18 protein-coding genes are annotated in these 21,892 nt (G+C 72.5%); 10 read left to right on the top strand and 8 right to left on the bottom strand.

Features of this window, described 5'->3' with window-relative positions:
- Window positions 1–5: 5 nt before the first annotated feature.
- Window positions 6–2,222: a hypothetical protein gene (locus ABZV77_RS06960; RefSeq protein ID WP_356251270.1), complete on the top strand. Its 2,217-nt coding sequence runs from the start codon at window positions 6–8 to the stop codon at window positions 2,220–2,222.
- Between the two features lie 54 nt (window positions 2,223–2,276).
- Window positions 2,277–3,866 (top strand): amino acid ABC transporter substrate-binding protein, encoded by a 1,590-nt coding sequence (locus ABZV77_RS06955; protein WP_356251267.1) that lies wholly within the window; start codon window positions 2,277–2,279, stop codon window positions 3,864–3,866.
- A gap of 54 nt (window positions 3,867–3,920) precedes the next feature.
- Here the strand turns inward: ABZV77_RS06955 and ABZV77_RS06950 are convergent, their stop codons facing one another.
- Window positions 3,921–6,479, bottom strand: coding sequence for an FG-GAP-like repeat-containing protein (locus ABZV77_RS06950; RefSeq protein ID WP_356251264.1), 2,559 nt, complete (start codon window positions 6,477–6,479; stop codon window positions 3,921–3,923).
- A gap of 342 nt (window positions 6,480–6,821) precedes the next feature.
- On the opposite strand from ABZV77_RS06950, the gene ABZV77_RS06945 reads away from it, so the two are divergent.
- The 4 genes from ABZV77_RS06945 (at window position 6,822) to ABZV77_RS06930 (ending at window position 10,565) form a co-directional block, all read left to right on the top strand.
- Window positions 6,822–7,685: a hypothetical protein gene (locus ABZV77_RS06945; RefSeq protein WP_356251261.1), complete on the top strand. Its 864-nt coding sequence runs from the start codon at window positions 6,822–6,824 to the stop codon at window positions 7,683–7,685.
- A 94-nt stretch (window positions 7,686–7,779) separates the two neighbouring features.
- Window positions 7,780–8,385: an RNA polymerase sigma factor gene (locus ABZV77_RS06940; protein WP_356251258.1), complete on the top strand. Its 606-nt coding sequence runs from the start codon at window positions 7,780–7,782 to the stop codon at window positions 8,383–8,385.
- 276 nt (window positions 8,386–8,661) lie between these two features.
- Window positions 8,662–9,327 (top strand): RNA polymerase sigma factor, encoded by a 666-nt coding sequence (locus ABZV77_RS06935; RefSeq protein WP_356251255.1) that lies wholly within the window; start codon window positions 8,662–8,664, stop codon window positions 9,325–9,327.
- Window positions 9,327–10,565: a hypothetical protein gene (locus tag ABZV77_RS06930; protein WP_356251252.1), complete on the top strand. Its 1,239-nt coding sequence runs from the start codon at window positions 9,327–9,329 to the stop codon at window positions 10,563–10,565. Before ABZV77_RS06935 ends, ABZV77_RS06930 begins: the two co-directional genes overlap by 1 nt.
- 450 nt (window positions 10,566–11,015) lie before the next feature.
- Here the strand turns inward: ABZV77_RS06930 and ABZV77_RS06925 are convergent, their stop codons facing one another.
- Complete coding sequence (locus tag ABZV77_RS06925; protein ID WP_356251249.1) at window positions 11,016–11,900, bottom strand: L,D-transpeptidase family protein; 885 nt, start codon at window positions 11,898–11,900, stop codon at window positions 11,016–11,018.
- Between the two features lie 114 nt (window positions 11,901–12,014).
- Here ABZV77_RS06925 and ABZV77_RS06920 point away from each other — a divergent pair, with 114 nt between their 5' ends.
- The gene (locus tag ABZV77_RS06920; RefSeq protein ID WP_356251247.1) at window positions 12,015–13,595 is read left to right on the top strand and encodes a methylmalonyl-CoA mutase family protein; all 1,581 of its coding nucleotides are present in this window, start codon (window positions 12,015–12,017) and stop codon (window positions 13,593–13,595) included.
- An 86-nt stretch (window positions 13,596–13,681) separates the two neighbouring features.
- Window positions 13,682–14,338 carry a leucine efflux protein LeuE gene (gene leuE, locus ABZV77_RS06915; protein ID WP_356251244.1) on the top strand — a complete coding sequence of 219 codons (657 nt, stop codon included), beginning with the start codon at window positions 13,682–13,684 and terminating at the stop codon, window positions 14,336–14,338.
- Here leuE and ABZV77_RS06910 read toward each other — a convergent pair.
- Complete coding sequence (locus ABZV77_RS06910; RefSeq protein ID WP_356251241.1) at window positions 14,325–14,726, bottom strand: MerR family transcriptional regulator; 402 nt, start codon at window positions 14,724–14,726, stop codon at window positions 14,325–14,327. The genes leuE and ABZV77_RS06910 overlap by 14 nt on opposite strands.
- Window positions 14,727–14,774: 48 nt before the next feature.
- Between ABZV77_RS06910 and ABZV77_RS06905 the strand changes: the two genes are divergently transcribed.
- On the top strand, window positions 14,775–15,680 hold the full coding sequence (locus ABZV77_RS06905) for an NAD(P)-binding domain-containing protein (protein WP_356251239.1): 906 nt from the start codon (window positions 14,775–14,777) through the stop codon (window positions 15,678–15,680).
- A gap of 2 nt (window positions 15,681–15,682) precedes the next feature.
- Here ABZV77_RS06905 and ABZV77_RS06900 read toward each other — a convergent pair whose 3' ends face one another.
- Together ABZV77_RS06900 and ABZV77_RS06895 are read right to left on the bottom strand one after the other, a co-directional pair.
- Window positions 15,683–16,150 carry a MarR family winged helix-turn-helix transcriptional regulator gene (locus ABZV77_RS06900; protein ID WP_356251236.1) on the bottom strand — a complete coding sequence of 156 codons (468 nt, stop codon included), beginning with the start codon at window positions 16,148–16,150 and terminating at the stop codon, window positions 15,683–15,685.
- A gap of 34 nt (window positions 16,151–16,184) precedes the next feature.
- Window positions 16,185–17,630 carry an FAD-dependent monooxygenase gene (locus ABZV77_RS06895; RefSeq protein WP_356251233.1) on the bottom strand — a complete coding sequence of 482 codons (1,446 nt, stop codon included), beginning with the start codon at window positions 17,628–17,630 and terminating at the stop codon, window positions 16,185–16,187.
- Window positions 17,631–17,667: 37 nt separating this feature from the next.
- Between ABZV77_RS06895 and ABZV77_RS06890 the strand changes: the two genes are divergently transcribed.
- Window positions 17,668–18,360 carry a TetR/AcrR family transcriptional regulator C-terminal domain-containing protein gene (locus tag ABZV77_RS06890; protein WP_356251230.1) on the top strand — a complete coding sequence of 231 codons (693 nt, stop codon included), beginning with the start codon at window positions 17,668–17,670 and terminating at the stop codon, window positions 18,358–18,360.
- Here the strand turns inward: ABZV77_RS06890 and ABZV77_RS06885 are convergent.
- The 3 genes from ABZV77_RS06885 to ABZV77_RS06875 are packed head-to-tail and all read right to left on the bottom strand — an operon-like array spanning window position 18,332 to window position 21,842.
- Window positions 18,332–19,510, bottom strand: coding sequence for an acyltransferase (locus ABZV77_RS06885; RefSeq protein ID WP_356251227.1), 1,179 nt, complete (start codon window positions 19,508–19,510; stop codon window positions 18,332–18,334). The genes ABZV77_RS06890 and ABZV77_RS06885 overlap by 29 nt on opposite strands.
- Entirely contained in the window at window positions 19,507–20,865 is a 1,359-nt protein-coding gene (locus ABZV77_RS06880) for a polysialyltransferase family glycosyltransferase (protein WP_356251224.1), read from the bottom strand. The genes ABZV77_RS06885 and ABZV77_RS06880 overlap by 4 nt, the downstream gene beginning before the upstream one ends.
- Entirely contained in the window at window positions 20,865–21,842 is a 978-nt protein-coding gene (locus ABZV77_RS06875) for a glycosyltransferase family 2 protein (protein WP_356251221.1), read from the bottom strand. The genes ABZV77_RS06880 and ABZV77_RS06875 overlap by 1 nt, the downstream gene beginning before the upstream one ends.
- Window positions 21,843–21,892: the final 50 nt, after the last annotated feature.

Here is a 21,892-nt window from a genome sequence, read left to right as displayed (position 1 = left end):
CGCCCGTGCCTGACGAACTCGGATTCGACGAGCTGCTGGACGACGGCGGCTTGATCGCCCGGCTGCTCGGGAAGACCGCGGCCGGGCGCAGACGAGAGCCGCTCTACGGCGCAGATCTGCCCGTCGTGCTCCTCGTCGGCGGACCCGGCATGGGCAAGGGAAGGCTGCTGCGCTGCATACGGACGCGGTTCGGGCCGCGCGTGCCCACCGCGCACGTGGACTGCGCCCTGACCGACGCCAGGGAACTGGCCGAGGAGCGGCCCGGCAGCCGTTCGGAAGTGACCGAGGTGCTGCGCAAGATCGCGCTGCAGTACGGCGACTGGGGCGGCGACGGGGGCGGGATCGCCGTCCCGCGGCTGTACGCCGGGCTCGCGGCCGTGGCGGCGAGCGACCGGCTCGCCCGTGCCGCGCCCCTGGTGGACGAGGTGGGGCGGCTCGAAGGGATCCTGCCGCCCGGCTCCTTCTGGCGCGGGGTCCTGAAGGGGACCGCCAAGAACTACGTGGGCTACCTGGCGGGGCTCGTCACCAGCCCGCTGGCCGGGCCCTTCCTCCACGCGCTGCTCGACGGGCTCTTCGCCCGCGTCTCCACGGAGGGCAGGGCCGCCCTCGCGTCCTGCTACGGCGAGTATCCCGGCGCGGGCGGCCACCCGCAGGCCGGACTGCGGGCCCTGGGCGAGGACTTCCAGCAGGGCGGCGAGGCGCGAAGGATCGCCGAGGGCTTCCTGTTCCGGGCGCTGCGGCAGGACGTCGACGCCGCCTACCACGGGGTGCGCGGGCGCATGTCGCGCGTGGGGCGCCCCGCGCTGCTCCTCGACCACGCGGACGGTGCCCTGGGCAGGCGGCTGGTGAAGGCGGCGCTCGAGGACCGGGAGCGGGGGCACCACGACCGCCTCGTGATCTTCGCGACGGCCCGGCGCGAGGACGGCGGCCGCTTCCTCCACCGGGCGGGCAGCAGCCACGACGGCATGGCCACCTGGCAGCCCTTCACCGGGACGCTGCCCGAGTGGAGCCGTCCGCCGGGCGGAGTCCCCGACCACGCGCCCCTGTGGCGCGGCGTCCTCCTCGTCCGCATGCCCGTGCTCACCCGCGACCGGCAGAAGGACGAGACCGCCAGGATCCGGGGCGGCCACGAGCAGCCGGACAACGCCCTCCGGCTCCGCATCCACAGCGGTGTGCACCGGCTGAGCGGGGGCCGCCCGCTGTTCGTGACCCGGCTCGGCGAGGCGACCGCGGCCGTGGCCGTCGCGTTTCCGACGCCCGAGGAGTGCACCGACTGGGCGATCCTGGACGCCCGGGTCCGCGCGGGCGAGGACGAGCAGGGCCGCCCCGTGGCCGACCGCCCGGTGGCCGACGTACTCGTCGACGAACTCGTCGTCCACCAGCGCCCCGAGGAACTGCCGCCGGAACACCGCAGCCACTGGCTCGACCTGCTCACCCACCTGTCCGTCGCGCACGACGTGGAGTGCGCCCAGACGCTGATGCGCGCGGTCCAGGAGGGCCGCACCGAGCAGCTGAACGCCTACCGCATCGCCGAACTCCTGGAGGACACCGGCTGGCCCGGCTGCCCCCGGCACTTCATCGGCGACCTCGGGCTGCGCCGCCTCCTCACGCGGCGGCTGTACCGGCTCCGTGCCGGGGGCGCCGCCTGGCACGCCGACCACGCGCTGCTGCAGGGCCACTACCGCGATCTGGGCGACCGCCACCCCGACGCCCTGTTCGTCACCGCCGCCGCGCACCGGATGCACCACCTCCTCGCCTCCGACGGCGCGGACCTCGTCACCCGGTACCTGGCGGACGCCTTCCGCACCCGTCCCGTCGACGAGTGGTGCGAGGAGCTGCTCGCCATCGGGGACGCCGCGCTGATCGGCGCGGACGACGACCGGTACGCCCGCGCGCTCGGCGAGACCCAGGTGCGCGGCGACACCCTGCGGCGCCAGGTCGACCGGCTCCTGCACGCCGTGTGGCTGACCGAGGACCGGACGCAGCCGCTGGAGGAGATCGTGCCCGGCGTCCTGCGCGGGCCCCTGCGGGAGCTCAGCGAGGAGCTGGCGACCCTCGCCGACGAGGCGGTGCGCGACCAGGGGCCCGAGGGGGCCGATGTGGCCAGGGCGGCGGACGGGGCCGCCCTCCTCATCCGCATGGCCCGCGACTGGGGGGACCGGGCCGAGGACAAGCAGCCGCTGAAGCGGTGTGTGTGCACGGAGCACATCGGATTCGGCTGACGGAACGATTCACCACCGGCACGACCAGGAGTCACCGGCAGAGGGAGGGCAGCGTTGAGGCAGTTCGGGAACTGGCTGTACAACACGTTCTTGGCCAACTGGATGCGCAGGATCCTCACGCTGCTCGGCCTCGCGGCCGCAGGCGTGCTCCTGTACGTGTTCCTGCCCCCGATCGGCGAACCCGACAGTTGCGCCACCGGCGTCGAGAAGCACGGGGGCGAGTGCATCGGCGTCAACGGCAGCGGATACGCGTTCGGGACACCGGAGATCGACAAGGTGGCCCGGGCCATCGCCAAGGAGAACGAGGAGTTCGTCGGCGACAAACCGCACGTCACCGTCGCCCTCATGCTGCCCCTCCAGCCCGACATCGACGCCGAACGCATCCAGCTGCGCAGCGAGATCCAGGGCGCCTACCTGGCCCAGTACCGGGCCAACCGCGAGGAGAACACCCCGCTGCTGCGGCTCGTCCTCGCCAACCCCGGCGACTCGTACGCCCAACAGGAGCGCGTCGTCGACCAGTTGGCGGACATGGCGGACGACAAGAAGGACAACCTCCGAGCCGTCACCGGCTTCAACCTCAGCCTGGACGCCACGAAGAAGGCCATCGCCCGCCTCACCAACGACCTGCACATCCCGGTCCTCGCGAGCCGCGTCAGCGCGGACGAACTCGCCAACCCCGAGCGGGGCACCAAGGACCCCTATCCCGGCCTCGCCCGCATCATCCCGACCAACCGCCAGCAGGCCGACGCGCTGGCCAGCTTCCACGGCGAGCTCAAGGACGAACAGACCGTGCTCGTCAGGGACAAGCGGCCGCACGACATCTACAACGACTCGCTCGCCAAGGCCTTCAGCCGCGACGAGGACGGGCCGCCGGGACCCAAGGACCAGACGTTCGAGTCCCCCTCCATCACCGACCCGGGCGACACCGGCAACGACTTCACCCTCATCGCCCAGAACATCTGCCAGTCCACGGCACGCTACGTCTACTTCGCGGGACGCCCCGTCCACCTGCGGCTCTTCGCCCTGAAGCTCGCCGACGTGCAGTGCCGCGGGAAGAAGTACACGATCGTCAGCGGCTCGGGCGCGGCCACGCTCAACCGCTATATGAAGGACGGCGACTGGGATCGGCTGCGCGGCGGCGGGAAGGAACCCCTCGTCACGGTGCAGTACGCGGCGCCGGGCCACCCCGACGCCTGGAACCGTGAGCTGCGCGGCAAGAAGGGCGCGGAGGACCGCCGTGACCACCTCACCGAACCCCAGGCCGAGCTGACCAAGCTGCGCGCGCTGATCGACAAGGGCAGCGCGGGGGACATCGGACCCGTGCCCCTGGAGGACTCCCGCACCATGCTCGTGTACGACGGCACGCGCACCATCGCCAAGGCGGTGCTGCTCGCCAACGCCCAGACCGAGGGCACGGTGCCGCCCCTGAAGCGGGTCTCCGACATGTGGCAGCGCCTCGAAGCGGGCAACCGCGTCCGCGGGACCAGCGGCTGGATCTGTCTGACCAATGCGGGCAACGCCTACGACAAGCCCGTGGCCGTGGTCGAACTCGACCCGCGCACCGAGAAGTTGCGCTTCGTCGGCATCGGCTGGCCCAAGGGCAGGCCCCAGCCGCAGGACTGCAGGGTGCCGAGCGATACGTGAACGACGTGCGGCGCCGCTCCCCGGGCGCGAACCCGGAGAGCGGCGCACGAGCCGCTACGGCGTCAGTGTCCGGCCGAGACGGGCGCCCGCCGGGGTGCCCAGGAGCGTACGGCCGTAGTACACGCCGCTCGATCCCGGGACGCCCGAACTGCCGCTGTCCAGCTGGAGGATCGTGCCGTCGCCCGAGTCCTCGCCCTCGACGCCGATGGCCAGGTCCGCACGGCCGGTGCCGGACAGGTCGGCCAGCGTCACCGAGGAGCCGAGGCGGTCGCCCGACTCGGTGGAGCCGGGGACGTCGGGCTCGTCCTGCGAGAAGGCCTTCGCGCCCGAGCCGGTGAGGCCGGACGAGGAGCCCTTCAGGAGCAGGGAGGTGCCCGCGTCCTTGCGGTTCTTGTCGGCGCGGGTGATGTCCTCGTCGGGGGCGCCCGTCAGGACGTCCGCGTAGCCGTCGAGGTTGAAGTCGCCCGCCGCGACCGACCAGCCCATCGCGTCGCCCGCCTCCGCGGCGCCGGGAACCCCGGACGTCGCCTGGTGGACCGTCTTCATGCCCGTCGTCGTGAAGCCCGTCGACGTACCCGGGACCACCGTGACCTGGCCGCCCGCGTGGGCGCCGGACTCGGCGGTGTAGGGCTGGCCGATGACCAGGTCGTCGTAGCCGTTGCCGTTGACGTCGCCCACGGCGACCGAGCGGCCGCCGGGGACGGAGAGCACGCCGACCCGGCTGAGCCCCGAGCGGCCGCCCCTGAACCAGGCGACCTTGCCCTTGCCCGCCTGGTCGCGGTAGGTCAGCGCCACGTCCGCGTAACCGTCGCGGTTGAAGTCGCCCGACGCGGCGTCGGGGTACGCGATGGCCGTGTCGCCCGAGGTGAGGCTGCCGCCCGACTCGTGCTCCGCGTCTGTCCGCGCGGCCCACGAGCCGCCGGTGCCGGTCGCCGCGGCGAAGACGTCCGCCTTGCCGTCGGCGTTGAAGTCGCCGGACGCGACCGCGGAGCCGAACCTGGCGCCGGGGTAGTGGAAGTCGTCCGAGAGCTGCATGTCCGTGCCGGACGTGAACTTCGGCCCGTACAGCATGGTGACCGCGCCGCGGTCGGCGTGGCCGGACGTGTCGTCCTCACCGGGCGCGCCGATGACGAGGTCCGCGTGGCCGTCGGCGTTCAGGTCGCCCCACGCCGTGGCCGCGCCCCAGTTGTCGCCCGCCTCCGAGATGCCGGGGACGCCCGTGCTGGTCTGGGTCAGGGAGATCCGCGAGGCGCCGACCGGACCGTCGAGGCCGCCGGGGACGACCGTCACGCGGCCGCGGCTGGACGACGCCTGCGGGGTGCCCGCGATGAGGTCGCCGATGCCGTCGCGGTTGTAGTCGCCGGTCGGGATCGCGGAGTTGCGGCCCGCGCCGGTCGCGTAGCGGCGTATCTCACCGAGCTTCGCGTACAGGTTCTTGCCGGGGCTGGCGGTCGCGGAGCCGTCCCGGTGACCGGAGACCGTGTTCAGCGACGCCCGGTCGCCCTTTTTCCACACGCCGGTGTCCTCGGCGGCGGTCAGCGTCACCTTTCCGGCCGGGTCGCCGCCGTACTGGCCGAGTTTCCAGGCCGCCACGCGCGCCACCGACTCCAGGGCGGCGCGGGTCGGCCTGCCCGCGGGCTCGCCCGTTGCCGGGTCGCCCTCGAAGTCGCCGAGGACGGCGATGCCCGTCGAGTCGCCGTCGAAGCCGTCGGTGTGCGCGCCGCGGACGGGCAGGTCGACGCCGCCCGCGCGGCCCTCGAAGACCTGGCCGCACTTGTCCACGAGGAAGTTGTAGCCGAGGTCGCTCCGGCCCTCGGTCTCCACGTGGTACGTCATGATGCCGCGGACCAGCGACGCGGACCGGGCGCAGCTGTAGTCGTTCGTGCCGCCCGTGTGGTGGACGAAGACGGCCTTGACCTTCTCGATGTACTCCGGCGGGTCCTTGACGGTGGACTCGTCGGCGCCCCAGGCCGCGCGGCCGACCATGGGCGGCCGGGTGACCGTGGACGGCGGGGCCGTCGGCTTGGCCGGGGTGGTGTCGGGGGCGGCGGGGGCCTCTTTCGAGGGGTCGGCGTCGGCGGTGAAGGAGGCGGGGGTCATCGCGGTGCCGCGGGCCGCGCTGGTGCCACCCGAGCCACCTGAGCCACCCGCGTCACCCGCGCCGCCGTCGAGCGCGGGGTTCCGCGCTTCCCCGGCCGTCACGCCCGGGTCCACGAGGTTGACCTTGAGGCCCGCGGGCAGCTCGGAGCTCGACGTGCTGTCTTCGGCGACGACGCGGACCTCCACGCCGTCCGACGGGCCGACCCAGAGCGGGTCGGATGCGGCGCGCTTGCCCGCCTCCGCCTTCTCCGCGGGGTGCGTCTCCAGGTCCAGGGCCCGCCAACGGCTCCACGCGGCGGAGCCGATGGCGCGCGTGCGGACCTGCGCCGTGCCCGCCAGTTCCTCGGTGGCCCCGCTCCACGAGACGCCGAGGAGGGAGAACTGCTCGGTGGACGTGCGGGCAAGCCCCTGCTTCGTCGCGCCGTCGGCCTTGAGCGGCAGATCGCGGACGCTCGCGGGCCGCTTGGCGCGCGGGTCGGCGCCGGGGCTCTCCCCGTCGCTCGGGTCGGCCATCGCATACGTCACCGCACCCGCGCCCCCCAGCACGACGGCCCCGATCGTCAGCCACGCCCTGCGCTTGAGACTCAGTGGCCTGTACGCATGCGTGGTACGCGCCTTTTCGCGCGGTTTGCGCGGGCTCAAATGCCCCACCCCTCAGCAAATTTCAGGTGAACACAGCGAGTTCGTACGACTGGCCGGGCGGCCAAAGGGTTGTAGCGTCCCGGACGTTTTGTCGCGTGATCTATCCCGCACGTCCCGGCAGTGACACGTGGGCGGGGCGGCGCGCTGGGTCATGTGACAGTTGTGACGTACTGAATCGGGCGGAATCGGGTGGGGCTTCGAGTGGGAGAACGGGTGGGGGCACGGATGTCCGGCCTGGTGCGGGCGGACGGACGGTGGCGGCGCAGGGCCGCGGTCTGGGTCGCGGTGGGCGCGGCGCTGGGCGGGCTCGCGTCCTGCGGCACGGACCGCGAGGTGACGTACTCCGGAGGCACCCTCGAAGAGCTCGTGCCGGACGACGAGGCGCGCGGCAGGAAGCTCTCCACCGAGGCCATGACGCTGCTGCGGAACGCGAAGTCGGTACGCATCGGCGTCGACATGGCCACCCCGAAGGGCCGCCAGAAGGTCTCGCTCCACATGGACCGCGACAGCAACTGCACGGGCACCTTCGACTCGGGCCCGGCACAGCGCGGCGACCTCATCATGATCGCGGGCGGCTCGACCTATGTGCGGTTCAGCGACGAGGCGCTCGCGGAGATCCGGCAGCTGGCGGCGGGCCGGGGCCCCGAGGCCGCGGCGCGGATCCGGGAGCGGACGGCGCTGGCGCGCGGCAAGTACCTGAAGATCCCGACGGGCACCGGCAGCGGCCCCTCGATGCCGGTGAACAGCTGCGACCTCGACAAGTTCACCCACTCGATGCCCGGCAGCCCCGGCCCCGACGACGTCATCAAGGCCCTGCCCGAGACCCGGCGTTACGGCACGGACGTCATCCCGCTCGTCGAGGACAAGGAGGATGCAGGAGGGGACAGGACGTCGGTGTACGTGGCGGCGGAGGGCAAGCCGTACATCCTGGGCGTCGTGGCCGTGGGGAACGGCGAGACCATGAGGATGCGCATGTCCGCGTACGACCGGCCGGTGTCCGCGGCGGCCCCGCCCGCCTCGCGGACGATCGACATCTCGGAGGTCGGCCCGGGCGGCGGAGGACTCTTCGAGGTGTGAGCCCCGGCTGTGACATTTCCGCTCCCGGTGACGCTGTCGACCGTGAAGGCCCAGGCACGGTGACCTGGGCCCGCGCGGGCCGGATGGGAGCGGGTTGGGCCAGGGTGGGGAACCCCGTCGAGCACAGGCGCACGACGAGGAGCTGGGCAGGGCCGTCGCGGCGGCCCAGGCGGGCGACGAGGCCGCCTTCGCGGTCGCGTACCGCATCGTCCAGCCGGGGCTCGTCGGCTACCTGCGCGGCCTCGTCGGCACGGACGGCGAGACGGCCGAGGACGTCGCCGCCGAGGCGTGGCTGGAGATCGCAAGGGACCTCGGGCGGTTCCACGGGGACGGGGCGGGCTTCCGCGGCTGGACCGCGACGATCGCCCGCCACCGCGCCTTCGACCACCTGCGCCGCCTGAAGGCACGCCCGCGCCCCGCCCCGCTCGAACAGGACATGCTCGAACTGCCGGGCCCGCACAGCACGTCGGCGGCCGCGCTGGAGGCGATCTCCACGGAACGGGTGCTCGCCCTGGTCGCGGCGCTGCCCCGCGACCAGGCGGAGGCGGTACTGCTGCGGGTGGTCGTGGGCCTGGACGCCCCGACGGCGGCCCGCGTCCTCGGCAAACGCCCCGGAGCGGTCAGGACGGCCGCGCACCGGGGCCTGCGGAACCTGGGCGAACGACTGCGGCCCAACGGGATGCCGGGGGTGCGGGGGTGACGACTGGCCCGGCGCCGCAAAAGCTGAGCGGCGGGGCGGTGAACCCGAGTCGGCCGGGGCCGCCACCCCCCACAGGAGAGGCCCCGGCCGACACACGGTACGAACCGCGTGCGGTCCGTACTCCCTTCAGCGCCGCGGGTGCGTTTTCTGTCACACCGCGTTGTGTCACCCGCTAGTTGCATGTTGTACAAACATGGACGTAGGCCTGTCCGAGCCCGTAGCGTGCTGCTTCGCGCCGGGGCCGGGCGCAGATCTCCGAGTGGCAGGATTGAGAGAGTGCTGGGGGAGGACGCGGAGCTGACCGCCGCGGTGCTTGCGGCGCAGGACGGGGACGAGACCGCGTTCCGTACTGTGTACCGCGCCGTGCACCCGCGGTTGTTGGGATACGTACGCACGCTGGTCGCCGACCCGGACGCCGAGGACGTCGCTTCCGAGGCTTGGCTGCAGATAGCGCGCGATCTTGACCGGTTCAGCGGCGACGCGGACCGGTTCCGGGGCTGGGCGGCGCGCATCGCGCGCAACCGCGCCCTCGATCACATACGCATGCGGGGCCGCCGTCCCGCGGTGGGCGGCGACGAGTCGGAGCTGACCGGGAAGCCGGGCGACGCGGACACCGCCGACGAGGCGATGGAGTCCCTCGCCACCAGTGAGGCACTGGCCCTGATAGCCCAGCTCCCGCAGGACCAGGCGGAGGCCGTCGTGCTCCGCGTCGTCGTCGGGCTCGACGCGAAGAGCGCGGCGCAGACCCTCGGCAAGCGCCCCGGAGCCGTCCGTACGGCGGCGCACCGCGGTCTGAAGAGGCTCGCGGAACTTCTCGGTCCAGAGGGGACCGACCCCAAGGAGGCGCTCGGCGCCGTGCCGCCGCAGAGAGAGCCGCGCGGGTGCGCGGTGACGTCCGCCGGTGTGACGCAATCGCGTACGCGGACGCAGAAGGACATGTGATGGCCGACGAGCAGCACAAGTGGCTGGACCGCGACGCGGCGGAGCGTTTGCTGCGCGGGGAGCCCCTCGAAGGCATCGATTCAGCTGCGCGCGCGCAGGCCGAGCGGCTCGCGCGGGCGCTCTCGGCGCTGGACCGCGTGGGTGAGCCGGGTGAGCTGGGCGAGCCGGGTGTGGCGGGTGTGCCGGGTGCGGCGGGGCATTCGCCGCAGGCCACTCATGAGGCCACTCATGAGGCCGCTCATGCGGCCGCTCATGAGGCCGACCGCGACGACGCCCAGGCCGTCCCCGGCGCCGTCGCCGCCCGCGGCACCGGCACCGGCACCGGTACCGGCTCCGGTGAACTCCCGGGCGAGGCGGCCGCGTTGGCCGCGTTCCGGGCCGTGCGGGCAGGGGGCGCGGGGGTCGCGCGGGGCGGCAGCTCCAGGACCGCGCCGTACGCGACACCGGCCCACGAGGCAGCCGCGGGCGAGACCGTACGTCTGGGGCGTGCGGGCAACCGTCCGCCCAGCCGCTGGGGAAGACCCGTGCGCTTCGGCGTCGCCGCGGCCCTCGCGGGCTGCATGATCGGCGGCGTCGCGGTGGCCGCGGGGACGGGCGTGCTGCCCTCGCCGTTCGGCAAGCACAGCAGCCCGGGCCCCGCGGTCTCCGCGTCGTCCGGCGCCACCCCGGAGGAGCCGACGGCCTCTCCGACGGAGGGCGCGCACGAGCCGTCCGAGGACCTCTCACCGGACGAGACCACGACGCCCGACGAAGAGCCGTCGTCCCGGGAACCGGCGAGCAGCCCGCCGCCGGAGGCCGAGGCGGGCGACGAGCGCACCCGCGTCCCCCAGCAGCCGACCGGCGACAAGAAGCCGCCCCGCGGCGACGAGGCGAAGCGGTGGTACCGCAAGGCCGTCGCCGCCTGCCGCGCCTACCGCAGCGGCGAGCTCCAGGGCGAGAAGCGCCGCCGCCTGGAGGAGGCCGCCAAGGGACCGGCCCGGGTGGAGGAGTTCTGCGGCCGGATCCTCGGCGGCTCCGGCAACGGTGGCCAGCACGGTGGCGGCCAGGGCGGCGGCGACGGCCACGGCGGTGACGACGGCGACGGCGGCGGCGACGGCGACAACGGATCGGGCGGCGAGGAGGACGGCGGCTCGGGCGGTGATGCCGGGGGCGACCCCGTGCCGCCGATATCCCCGCCGACCGGCGGCCCACACCCGAACCCCTCGGCTTCCCGCAGTGCCCTGCCCGTCTTCCCGTGACGGCGGAGGCCCCCGCACTGGAGGCCCCCGCACCGGGCCCTCAGAGCCTGTCTTTGAACCCCCGCCTGCGCCCCGACGCCCGGCACGCGTTCCCCCGAGCTCTCGGCTGCGCTCGAGCAGGGGGGACCCCCATGGCGCACGGAGTCCCCGGACAGGTGGCTCCGCCACATGACCGGGGACTCCGCACACCGATCGCACGCACCGACCGCCGCTGCGCCCGCGCTCCGCGCGAACGACGGGGGTTCAAAGACAGGCTCTCAGGCAAAGGTGTGACGTTTTCAGAGCGCGCGGCGCAGTAAGTAGTGAGCCGACTGGTCATCGGCCCACGCACGAGCCGGGGGTTCCCCCCGTACCTTCGGCTCCGTGCCCTCGGCGTGGGCGGGATACGTTCCCCCGATCCCGCCCACGCCGCTTTTCCCGCCCAGGGCCCCCGGTGCACGGGGGCGGGCATCACTTGTAGATGACGACGCGGTCGCCCTTCCGTACCTGCGCGAACAGGCTCGCGATCTTCTTCTCGTCCCTGACGTTCACGCAGCCGTGCGACCCGCCCGCGTACCCCCTGGCCGCGAAGTCCGCCGAGTAGTGCACCGCCTGGCCGCCGCTGAAGAACATCGCGTAGGGCATGGCCGTGTCGTAGAGCGTCGATACGTGGTGGCGGGACTTCCAGTAGACGCTGAAGGTGCCCTCGCGGGTCGGCGTGTACTGCGACCCGAACCGCACATCCATCGTCGACACCGCCTTGCCGTCGACCATCCACGTCAGGGTGCGGCTGCTCTTGGCGATGCACAGGACCCGCCCGGTCATGCAGCGCTTGTCCGGCTTGGCGGCGGGCATGCCGCCGCCCGCGTACAGCTCGGTCCGCGTCGGCTCACGCGTCATGCCGCGCAGCTTCTGCCAGGTGACGGTGTCCGTGGCCCCCGTGCGGGGCAGTCCGCGCTTGGCCTGGAACTCCCCGACCGAGCTCGTGGTGGCGGGTCCGTACGTCCCGGTGGGGTTCTCGTAGAACCAGCCGATCTGCCGCAGCCTGGCCTGCAGCTCGCGCACCTGTCCGCCGTGGTCGCCCCGCTCCATGAGGATCTTCGCGGGGGCGGTGGGAGGCGGCGGCGTCGACGGCCGCGTCGGCGTCGAGTCCGGTCTGTCCGGCGTACGCGGAGTGCTCGACGTACTGGGCGTGTCCGTGGGCGAGCGCGTCGCCGTCGCCCGGGGCTTCCCGTCCCCGCTGCCGCTGCCGCCCTCACTCGGCCGCCCGCCGTCCGTGTCGACCGCGACCGCCTTGCAGCCCGTCACCAGGACCAGCACCGCCACGGCCCCTGCGGATATCGCGCCCTTGCCCATCACGCCCCCGTGTTCGTGGACATCGTGTTCGTGGACATCATCGACAACACTTCTGGAAGTGTTTCCCGGTTTGCCGCGAGTGACGCGTCCCGTGCGCGGGCGCAAGCTGGACGCATGACACACGAGTCGGAATCAGGACTACCTATCGAACCCGTGTACGGTCCCGATGATCTGGCGGGCTGGGACCCGGCGGAGCAGCTCGGCGCCCCCGGCGCGTACCCCTTCACTCGCGGCGTCTATCCCACGATGTACACCGGCCGCCCCTGGACGATGCGCCAGTACGCGGGCTTCGGCACCGCCGCCGAGTCGAACGCCCGCTACCGGCAGCTGATCGAACACGGCACCACCGGCCTGTCCGTCGCCTTCGACCTGCCGACCCAGATGGGGCACGACTCCGACGCCCCGATCGCGAGCGGCGAGGTCGGCAAGGTCGGTGTCGCCGTCGACTCGATCGACGACATGCGGGTCCTTTTTGGCGGAATCCCGCTCGACGAGGTCTCCACGTCGATGACGATCAACGCACCGGCCGCGCTGCTGCTCCTCCTCTACCAACTGGTCGCCGAGGAACAGGGCATCGCGGCGGACCGGCTGACCGGCACGATCCAGAACGACGTGCTCAAGGAGTACATCGCGCGCGGCACGTACATCTTCCCGCCCCAGCCGTCGCTGCGCCTCGTCGCGGACACCTTCCGGTACTGCAGGGCCGAGCTGCCGAAGTGGAACACCATCTCGATCTCCGGCTACCACATGGCGGAGGCGGGCGCCTCGCCCGCGCAGGAGATCGCCTTCACCCTGGCCGACGGCATCGAGTACGTCCGTACGGCGGTCGCGGCCGGGATGGACGTGGACGACTTCGCACCGCGTCTGTCCTTCTTCTTCGTGGCGCGTACGACGATCCTGGAGGAGGTCGCCAAGTTCCGTGCGGCCAGGCGCATCTGGGCCCGCGTCATGCGCGAGGAGTTCGGCGCGGAGAACCCCAAGTCCCTGATGCTGCGCTTCCACACGCAGACGGCGGGCGTCCAGCTGACCGCGCAGCAGCCCGAGGTGAACCTCGTCCGGGTCGCCGTCCAGGGCCTCGGCGCGGTCCTCGGCGGCACCCAGTCGCTGCACACCAACTCCTTCGACGAGGCCATCGCGCTCCCCACCGACAAGTCGGCCCGCCTCGCCCTGCGCACCCAGCAGGTCCTCGCGTACGAGACGGACGTGACGGCGACGGTGGACCCCTTCGCCGGGTCGTACGTCGTGGAGCGGATGACCGACGACCTGGAAGGGGCGGCCCTCGACCTGATGCGACGCGTCGAAGACCTCGGCGGCGCCGTGCACGCCATCGAACAGGGCTTCCAGAAGGGCGAGATCGAGCGCAACGCCTACCGCATCGCACAGGAGACGGACAGCGGCGACCGCGTCGTGGTCGGCGTCAACCGCTACCGGCTCGACGAGGAGGAGCCGTACGAACCACTGCGCGTCGACCCCGCCATCGAGACCGAACAGGCCGCCCGCCTCGCCCGCCTCCGCACGGAACGCAACGGCCCGGCGGTGAGCACCGCCCTCGCCGCGCTCCAGGAGGCGGCGAAGGGGGAGGCGAACGTCCTGCCGCCGATGAAGGAGGCACTCCGGGCGCGGGCCACCGTGGGCGAGGTGTGCGATGCGCTGCGGGAGGTGTGGGGGGCCTATGTGCCTACGGACGCGTTCTGAGGGGGCGGGTTCCTGATTCCTGGCTCCCGTGTCCGCCCAGCGGACACTGATGTCCCCATGCCGTACACGCGTGCGACACTCCGGCCATGCTGGGTGTCACCGATCTTCCGACCTATCTCGTGGGCCTCGCCCTGATCATTCTGCTGCCGGGGCCGAACTCGCTGTACGTGCTCTCCGTCGCCGCACGCCGCGGCATCCGCACCGGCTACACGGCCGCCGCGGGCGTCTGGTGCGGCGACACCGTCCTGATGACGCTGTCGGCGGCCGGTGTGGCCTCGTTGCTGCAGGCCAACGCCCTGCTCTTCGGGATCGTGAAGTACGCCGGCGCCGGATACCTGACGTGGCTCGCGATCGGCATGATGCGGGCGGCCTGGAGCATGTGGCGGGCGCGGCGGGAGCAGAGTGCGCAGAGCGCGGGGCAGGACGACCGGGAGGCGGCGGGGGAGCGGCCGTTCCGGAGGGCCCTGGTGATCAGCCTGCTCAATCCGAAGGCGATCTTGTTCTTCATCGCCTTCTTCGTTCAGTTCGTCGACCCGGCCTACGCCTATCCCGCGCTGTCGTTCGTCGTGCTCGGTGCCCTGGCCCAGCTGGCCAGCGTCCTCTACCTGACCGCCCTGATCTTCAGCGGCACCAGGCTCGCGGCCGCCTTCCGCCGCCGCAAGCGGCTCTCGGCCGGGGCCACCTCGACGGCGGGCGCGCTGTTCCTCGGGTTCGCGGTGAAGCTGTCGGTCACCAGCGTGTGACGACGGCCTCGGTGAGCGGCGGGTAGCTGTCGCCGCCCATCCGGTCGGCCGCGTCGATGTAGGTGGCCAGGGCCTCGCGGGACTGGGCGATCTTCTCCATCTGGTCGTCGAGGCGCTGCAGCCGCGACCGCATCGCGGTCAGCAGCTCGGGGCAGCCGGGCAGCTCGGGGACCTCCCCGACCGCGCAGGGCAGCACGTACGCGATGTCCTCGGAGGACAGTCCGGCGCCGAGCAGGTGCCGGATCTGCCGCACCCGCAGCACGGCGCTCTCGCCGTACTCGCGGTACCCGTTCGCGCCGCGCTCCGCCTCAAGCAGCCCCTGGGCCTCGTAGTAGCGCAACTGGTGGGCGTTGACGCCCGTCAGGCGGCCCAGTTCCCCGATTCGCATCGCACCTCGCTTGACCTTCATACCGGTATCAACGTTGACGATGCTGACATGAACAACGAACCCGTGATCAAGCATTCCGCGAACGCCGCCCCCGTGACCGTCGTAGGACTCGGACTGATGGGGCAGGCCCTCGCCGGTGCCTTCCTGTGGGCCGGGCACCCCACCACCGTGTGGAACCGCACGGCTTCCAAGGCCGACCGACTGGTGGCCGAAGGAGCCGTATTGGCGCCGACCCTCGGTGAGGCGCTCGGAGCGTCCCCGCTGACGATCGTCTGCCTCACCGACTACGACGCCGTGCGCGACCTGCTCGGGACGAGCGGCGCCGAGCTCGACGGCACGACGCTGGTGAACCTGACCTCCGGCGACTCGGCCCAGGCCCGGGAGGCCGCGCAGTGGGCCGCGAAGCTCGGCGCCCGCTATCTCGACGGCGCCATCATGGCCATCCCGTCGGCCATCGGCACCGCCGACGCGGTGATCCTGCACAGCGGTCCCGCGCCGGACTTCGCGGCCCACGAGCCGACCCTCGCCGCGCTCGGCACCGTCACCCACCTCGGCGCGGACCACGGCCTTGCGTCCCTCTACGACGTGGCGGGCCTGGCCATGATGTGGAGCGTCCTGAACGCCTGGCTCCAGGGCACCGCCCTGCTGCGGACGGTCGGCGTCGACGCCGCGACGTACGCGCCGTTCGCACGGCAGATCGCCGCGGGGGTCGCCGAATGGCTGCCGGGGTACGCCGAGCAGATCGACAGCGGCTCCTTCCCCGCCGAGGTGTCCGCCCTGGAGACCGACGCGCGCGCCATGGCGCACATGGTCGAGGAGAGCGAGGCGGCGGGCGTCAACGCCGAACTGCCGAAGCTGATCCAGGCGATGGCCGCCCGCTCGATCGCCGCGGGTCACGGCGCGGAGCAGTACCCCGTCCTCATCGAGGAGTTCGGCAGGCCCTCCGGCGGCTGACGTCAGTGGTGCCAGGCCGCGCCCCCCACGTTGTGGATCATGCGCTGGAGGACCTTCAGCGTGCGGACGTAGTCCTCGTCCGTGATGCCCTCGTGGATCTGTGCGCGGATGGCCTTCTGGCGCTCGGCCACGCGGGCCTGGAGGGCGCGGCCCTCGTCGGTGAGGGCGATGCGGCCCGCGGCGTCCTCGGCGATGAGGCCGCGGTCGCGCAGGGCGCCGATGTTGTGGACCAGGGCGCCCTCGCCGACCTCCAGGTATCCCTTGAGCACGGATACGACCTCGTCGCGGGGGCGTCCCTCCGGTGCCTGGACCAGCTGGCTGAGGGCCCACCACTGGGGCTGGGTGAGGCCCATCTCGGCGAGCATGGTGCGGATGTGGTGGACGACGGCCGTACCGGCTGCCGAACTCCAGTAGCCGATGGGCTGGTTGACCAGGTCCTGGTCGCTGTGTGAGTACGCGAAAGCTGTCATGTGCTTGAACGTAGAACCTCAAGGAGGCTTGAGGTCAAGAGGTGCGGGGAGCGGCGCCGCACCGTGCCAGGTACGCGGTGAGGCCGTCCCGCGCGTCCACGCCCGCCCACCCCACGTACCCGTCCGGACGGACCAGGAAGAGCCCCTTCCCGTACGGCTCGTACGCGGGGACGGTGTGGGTGTGGATCAACTCGTCGTCCAGCAGCGGGAGTTCCGTGTCCGCGCCCATCGCGAGGAGTGTCCAGTGCGGGCCGCGGAACGCGTCGAACAGGGTCCCCGCGCCGCACGGGCCGTCCGGCGCCCGGTCGCCCGCCCGCAGCGTCTCGTCCAGCCCCTCGCGGGTGTCCACCGCCAGTGACCCGTCGCGGTAGCCGATGCCGAGCTGCCGGGTGGCCGCGCCGCGGCGCGCCTCGCCGCGGTGGATGCGGGTGGACAGGCCCAGCATCTGCGCGGCGTTGGGCAGCCGCTCCTCCTCGTAGGTGTCGAGGAGCGCATCGGGGGCGCCGTGTCCGAGCACCGCGCCCAGCTTCCAGCCCAGGTTGTAGGCGTCCTGGACGCTGGTGTTCAGGCCCTGGCCGCCCGCCGGTGAGTGGACGTGCGCCGCGTCCCCGGCCAGGAGGACGCGGCCCTCGCGGAAGCGGTCGGCCAGCGCCGCGCGCGGCCGGAAGTCCGAGGACCAGCGGACCTCGGTCACGTCGTCCGCGGCCAGGTGCGTACGGGCGGCGACGAGGTCGCGTACGCCCTGGAGGGAGAGGTCGGGCGCCGTCCCCGCGGGGAGCTGGACCGTCAGCTGGAAGTCCGGGGTACCGGCCAGCGGGCAGATCGCCGCGTACGGGCCGCCCTCCGCGGCGGCCGGGAACATGTGCCAGTGGTCGCGGTCGAGCGCCGGGATGCGGACGTCCGCCACCAGGACGGGGTTCGGGTCCACGGTCTCGCCCGCCATGGTGATGCCGAGTTCCCGGCGCAGGGCGGAGCGGCCGCCGTCCGCCGCCACGGCGTACGCCGCACGCAGCGTCGCGCCCGTCGACAGCTCGGCGGTGACCCCGTCGGCGTCCTGGGCCAGGCCCGTCACCTCCGCGTCGAACATGACGTCGCCGCCGAGCTCGCGCAGCCGGGCCAGGAGGATCTCCTGGGTGCGCCACTGGGGGAGCATCCACGGCGTGGTGTACGGCGCGGTCTCCGTCGGCTCGGGTGTGTCGAACATCCGGTGCTCGCCCTGCCGTCGGCCGTCCCGCCACACCATGCCCACGGGGATGGGGCCGCCCGCCGCGAGGACCGCGCCGATGACGCCGAGGTCGTCGAAGACCTCCAGGGTGCGGGGCTGCAGCCCCTTGCCGCGCGAGCCGGGGAACAGGGCGGGGGCCCGCTCGACCACGAGCGCGCGCACCTCGCGGCGTGCCAGGTCGCAGGCGAGGGCGAGCCCGGTGGGGCCCGCGCCCACGATGAGCACACCGGTTTCCTTAACGCTGTTAAGTGCCATGGCAGGAGGATGCGCTTAACGGTGTTAAATTGTCAAGGTGGCGACGACGAAGCTGGACCGCACCCGAGTGGCGCGCACCGCGCTCGACCTGCTGAACGAGACGGGGCTCGAAGGGCTGACGCTGCGCGCCATCGCCCAGCGCCTCGACGTGAAGGCACCCGCCCTGTACTGGCACTTCAAGGACAAGCAGGCGCTGCTCGACGAGCTGGCGACGGAGATGATGCGGCGGATGGGCGAGGAGTTCCTGTCCACGCCGGACGCCGACTGGCGGGTGGCGCTCACCACCGCGATGCGGTGCCTGCGCGAGCATCTGCTGCGCTACCGCGACGGCGCGAAGGTGTTCAGCGGCACGCACTACACGGATCTGTCGTACGCGGCTCCGATGGAGGCCCATCTGCGGGTGCTTGCCGGGGCGGGGTTCGCGCCGGGGGCGGCCGCGCGGGCCTGGTTCACCGCGTACAGCTACACGATCGGGTACGTCGTCGAGGAGCAGGCTGCGGGCGGGGGTCCGGGCGGCGGCGAGGGTGGCGGCGACGGCAGCAGTGGCTATGACCTCGTCGCGCGCGCCGAGCGCCTCGCCGCGTACCCCCTGGCAGCCGCGGCGGGCGAGGAGATGTTCCGCGCCCACGACCGCGGCTTCGAGGAAGGACTCGCCGCGGTCGTGGCGGGGATCGGCGCGACGCTCGCTCCCCCCGGGCCCGCTACCTCCGGGCCTGGGGCTTCCGGTTGAGGCCGTTGCGGATCATGGGGGTCAGCCGCTCCTCGACGTACCGGTTCAGGAGCCATGCGAGGGCCAGCATGGCGACGATCGTCAGGCCGAACGTCGCGTAGGACGGCAGGCCCATGTGCTGGTGCAGCGTCTCCACCGTCACCCAGCCCAGGTGCTCGTGCACCAGGTAGAAGGGGTACGTCAGCGCACCGGCCACGGTCAGCCAGCGCCAGTTCGCCCAGTCGAGGTGGCCGAGCGCGATGAGGAGCACGGCCGCGAAACCCGCCGTCACCACCGCGATGATCCCGAACGAGGTGCGGTAGGAGAAGAAGTCCGGGTTCGGCGCGTGCCAGAGCCGGTCGACCGCGTAGTGCTGGCCGATCAGCCAGCTCACGCCCGTGATGCCCCACGCCGTGAGGTCGCGGCGGTCGCGGTGGATCAGGTAGATGCCGATGCCGCCGATGAAGAACGGGGCGTACTCCGGCATCAGGACCAGGTCGAGCAGCGGCTCGTTCGCGGCCTCCGAGACGGCCGCGGCCAGCGTCCACACCGCGCAGAACAGCACCACCCGCGCGCGGGTCGCGCCCGGCATGACCACGCACAGCGCGAAGAGCGCGTAGAAGCGCAGTTCGGCCCAGAGCGTCCAGCACACGCCGAGCACCCGGTCCACGCCCAGCGGCTGCTGCAGCATGGTCAGGTTGACGAGCGCGTCGCTGGGCGAGACCGCCGCGTAGGTGACGGCCGGCAGCGCGAAGACCGCTGTGACCAGCACGATCGCCGCCCAGTAGGACGGCAGGAGGCGGGAGGCCCGGGACGCGAAGAACGAGCGCATGGGCCTGCCCCAGCCGCTCATGGAGATGACGAAGCCGCTGATCACGAAGAAGATCTGCACGCCGAGACAGCCGTACGCGAACCACTCGCTGGCCGTCGGGAACTGCACCTTGGGCGAGCTGCCCCAGGCCTCGGCGATCTCGCCGTCGCGGCCGCCGTAGTGGTACGCGGCGACCATGAGCGCGGCGACCAGCCGCAGCCCGTCCAGGGCGCGCAGCCGTGGCTTGCCGCGGGCGGGCCGGGGCGCGGGAATCGCCTGACCGGTCTGTTCCGTGGCGTGCTCTGTGGCATGTTCCGCGCCCGGTGAGACCTTCGGGAGCGTGGGTCCAGGAGTGGTCATCCGAGGGCGGTCCGCTTGAGCGAGCGCTGCACGGAGCGTGCGCGGCGGGCGACCCGCCGGACGGCGGCGTTGCGCGGGATGAAGGCGAGCTGCGAGGGGACGGCGCCGGGCAGCGCGAGCGCGGTGAGGCGGCGCCGCTTGAAGTAGCGCCAGGTGGTGGTGTCCAGGTTCCGGGCGAGATAGCGCTCGGCGTCGGGGCGCAGCCGGGGGTAGATCTGCGGCTGCATCGCGAAGCCGACGGCCTTGAGGAGGTTCGTCAGCTCGCCGGTGCCGAGGTCCGCCTCCTGTGCGGCGACCGCCGCGCGGTCGGTGAGCTCGGGCAGCAGCGCGTCGACGATCGTGACCGGGACGCGGTTGCTGTTCTGGTAGGGCGCGAGACGTTCCAGCAGGAGGTCCGTACCGGCGCGGGCGGCGGGCAGGCCGTACAGCGCGGAGGCCGTGACCAGCGCCGTGGAGAAGCAGCCGACGACGAGCGCGGGCCGCATCCGCTGGTAGAGCACCTCGGCGAGCACCGGGGTGTCGAGCACGGTCAGCTCGACGCCGATCGCCCCGGCCTCCTTCTCCAGGGCGCGCGACCAGCGGGCGGGCGCCGTGGGGTGGGGCTTGAACACCACGTGCGTGTGGCCGAGGGCGGCGGCGCCGCGCACCATGCTGATGTGCAGCTCCTCCTCTTCCTCGGGGGTGAGGATGGAGAGCGCGGAGAGGTACTGGCCGAGGACGAGGGCGGGCGCCTCGATGTCCGGCAACTCGGTCTCGTCCTGGCCGAGTTCGGCGAGCACCTGCACGAACGCGTCGGTCGGCACGACCTCGGGGTCCACCCCGAACTCGGTGAGGAGCAGCGGGGTGAGGCCCGGCACCAGGTCCAGGTGGAGCAGGCGCCGCACCCGCGTGCCGACCAGCGGGTCGATCTTGCTGCGGGTGGGGCCGTAGCTCATCAGGCCGTCGGCGTAGACGTCCACGGGGACGCCCGTGAAGATCTGCGCGAGCGCCAGCGCGGGATTGACCTGGATGGACTCGACGGCCAGCTCGACGTCGTCGTCACCGAGGTCCCACAGCATCCGTACGTAGCGCTCCCACAGCACGACGTCGTCGCCGCGCGGGGCCCAGCCGCCCGGGTGGAAAGGGGAGATGGCCTCGTTCCAGGAGCGCACGTCGTCGAACCGGTCGCGCAGCCGCCCGAACCCCGGCATCTCGTCGAGGGGCGTCGTCGTCTCGGGGGTCGCGGCGTTGTTGCTGACCAGGAGGATGCGCCGGTCGGCGGGCCCGAAGCGGTCGGCGTCCAGGGCGGCGGCGAGCGTCGCGGCGCCGTACAGCGTGGACGCCAGGAAGATCTGCGTCGTACGGGGCGTGGCCATTACGCGGCCACCTCCGCCGACACCGGGCGCCGACGCAGCCTGCGCAGCCGCGTCGCCCGCTGGACGTCCATGGAGTCGAGCGCGTCGTCGAGAACGCCCTGCGGCATCCGCTTCAGCGCGGCCGCACTCATTGACTTCAATTTCCGCGCCACGGATGGCTCGAACCTTTCGATGGATCCCAAATGGTGGGAGATGATCGCGCAGTAGGTGCGCACGGCCTTCGGCAGGAGTTCGTCCGCGTCCCGGTCCTCCGCGGTTTCCCTTACGACCTGGTCGAATGCCTTGATGAAATCGAGCTGGCGTACGTCGCCGATCTGCGTGAGCGAGGACGCGACACCGCGCCGGTAGAACACCCCGAGAAGTCCGACCGCGGCGAAGGATTCCGCCTCGCGGTGCAGCCGCCAGATCCACGGCCGGTCCTCCGCGGTGCGCAGGCCGTCGGTGAAGTGCAGCAGCCCCGCGTCGGCGAGCCGGCGGTGGTAGATGCCCGCCCAGGCGTACGCGTAGTCGACCGAGGTCGACCGGTCGGCGGGCAGTATCACCTCGCGCGGGCTCATCACGACGCCGCGCCTGCCGTGCGGGACGCGGTGCACGGTGCGGGCCCGTGCGGTGCACTGCACATGGTCGGTGCGCACGAAGTCGCAGCCCAACTCCTCGATGGAGGAGACGAGTTGGGAGAAGTAGCCGGGCGCGAGCCAGTCGTCACCGTCCAGGAAGGTGAGGTACTCGCCACGCGCCGCGTCGAGGCCCGTGTTGCGGGCGGTCGCGAGGCCGCCGTTGGTCTCGTGTCTGAGGTGGACGGCGCCTGGCAGCTCGCGCGCCGCACGCTCCAGGATGTCCGGAGTCTCGTCGCGCGAGCAGTCGTCGACGAGAATGAATTCGAAGTCGTCACGTGCGTTCGCACGCAGACTCCTCAAGGTGTCGGGCGCGTATTGCTGCACGTTGTAGAACGGCACGATGACGGAGAGCTTAACCACGTGGGTGACGTTAGGTGTCGGCCCGTCATTCGTGTCGACCCGCAGTGGTA

The sequence above is a fragment of the Streptomyces sp. NPDC004732 genome, from assembly GCF_040609235.1.
Lineage (GTDB): Bacteria > Actinomycetota > Actinomycetes > Streptomycetales > Streptomycetaceae > Streptomyces.
The sequence above is the reverse complement of the archived record's forward strand: the minus strand, read 5'-3'. Positions and strand labels throughout refer to the sequence as shown.

Bases quoted from the DNA above. Each gene is read 5' to 3' on its own strand.
- ABZV77_RS06950 (WP_356251264.1), bottom strand. From the start codon at position 6,479: ATGGCCGACCCGAGCGACGGGGAGAGCCCCGGCGCCGACCCGCGCGCC.
- ABZV77_RS06930 (WP_356251252.1), top strand. From the start codon at position 9,327: ATGGCCGACGAGCAGCACAAGTGGCTGGACCGCGACGCGGCGGAGCGT.
- ABZV77_RS06925 (WP_356251249.1), bottom strand. From the start codon at position 11,900: ATGGGCAAGGGCGCGATATCCGCAGGGGCCGTGGCGGTGCTGGTCCTG.
- ABZV77_RS06920 (WP_356251247.1), top strand. From the start codon at position 12,015: ATGACACACGAGTCGGAATCAGGACTACCTATCGAACCCGTGTACGGT.
- leuE (WP_356251244.1), top strand. From the start codon at position 13,682: ATGCTGGGTGTCACCGATCTTCCGACCTATCTCGTGGGCCTCGCCCTG.
- ABZV77_RS06910 (WP_356251241.1), bottom strand. From the start codon at position 14,726: ATGCGAATCGGGGAACTGGGCCGCCTGACGGGCGTCAACGCCCACCAG.
- ABZV77_RS06905 (WP_356251239.1), top strand. From the start codon at position 14,775: ATGAACAACGAACCCGTGATCAAGCATTCCGCGAACGCCGCCCCCGTG.
- ABZV77_RS06900 (WP_356251236.1), bottom strand. From the start codon at position 16,150: ATGACAGCTTTCGCGTACTCACACAGCGACCAGGACCTGGTCAACCAG.
- ABZV77_RS06895 (WP_356251233.1), bottom strand. From the start codon at position 17,630: ATGGCACTTAACAGCGTTAAGGAAACCGGTGTGCTCATCGTGGGCGCG.
- ABZV77_RS06885 (WP_356251227.1), bottom strand. From the start codon at position 19,510: ATGACCACTCCTGGACCCACGCTCCCGAAGGTCTCACCGGGCGCGGAA.
- ABZV77_RS06880 (WP_356251224.1), bottom strand. From the start codon at position 20,865: ATGGCCACGCCCCGTACGACGCAGATCTTCCTGGCGTCCACGCTGTAC.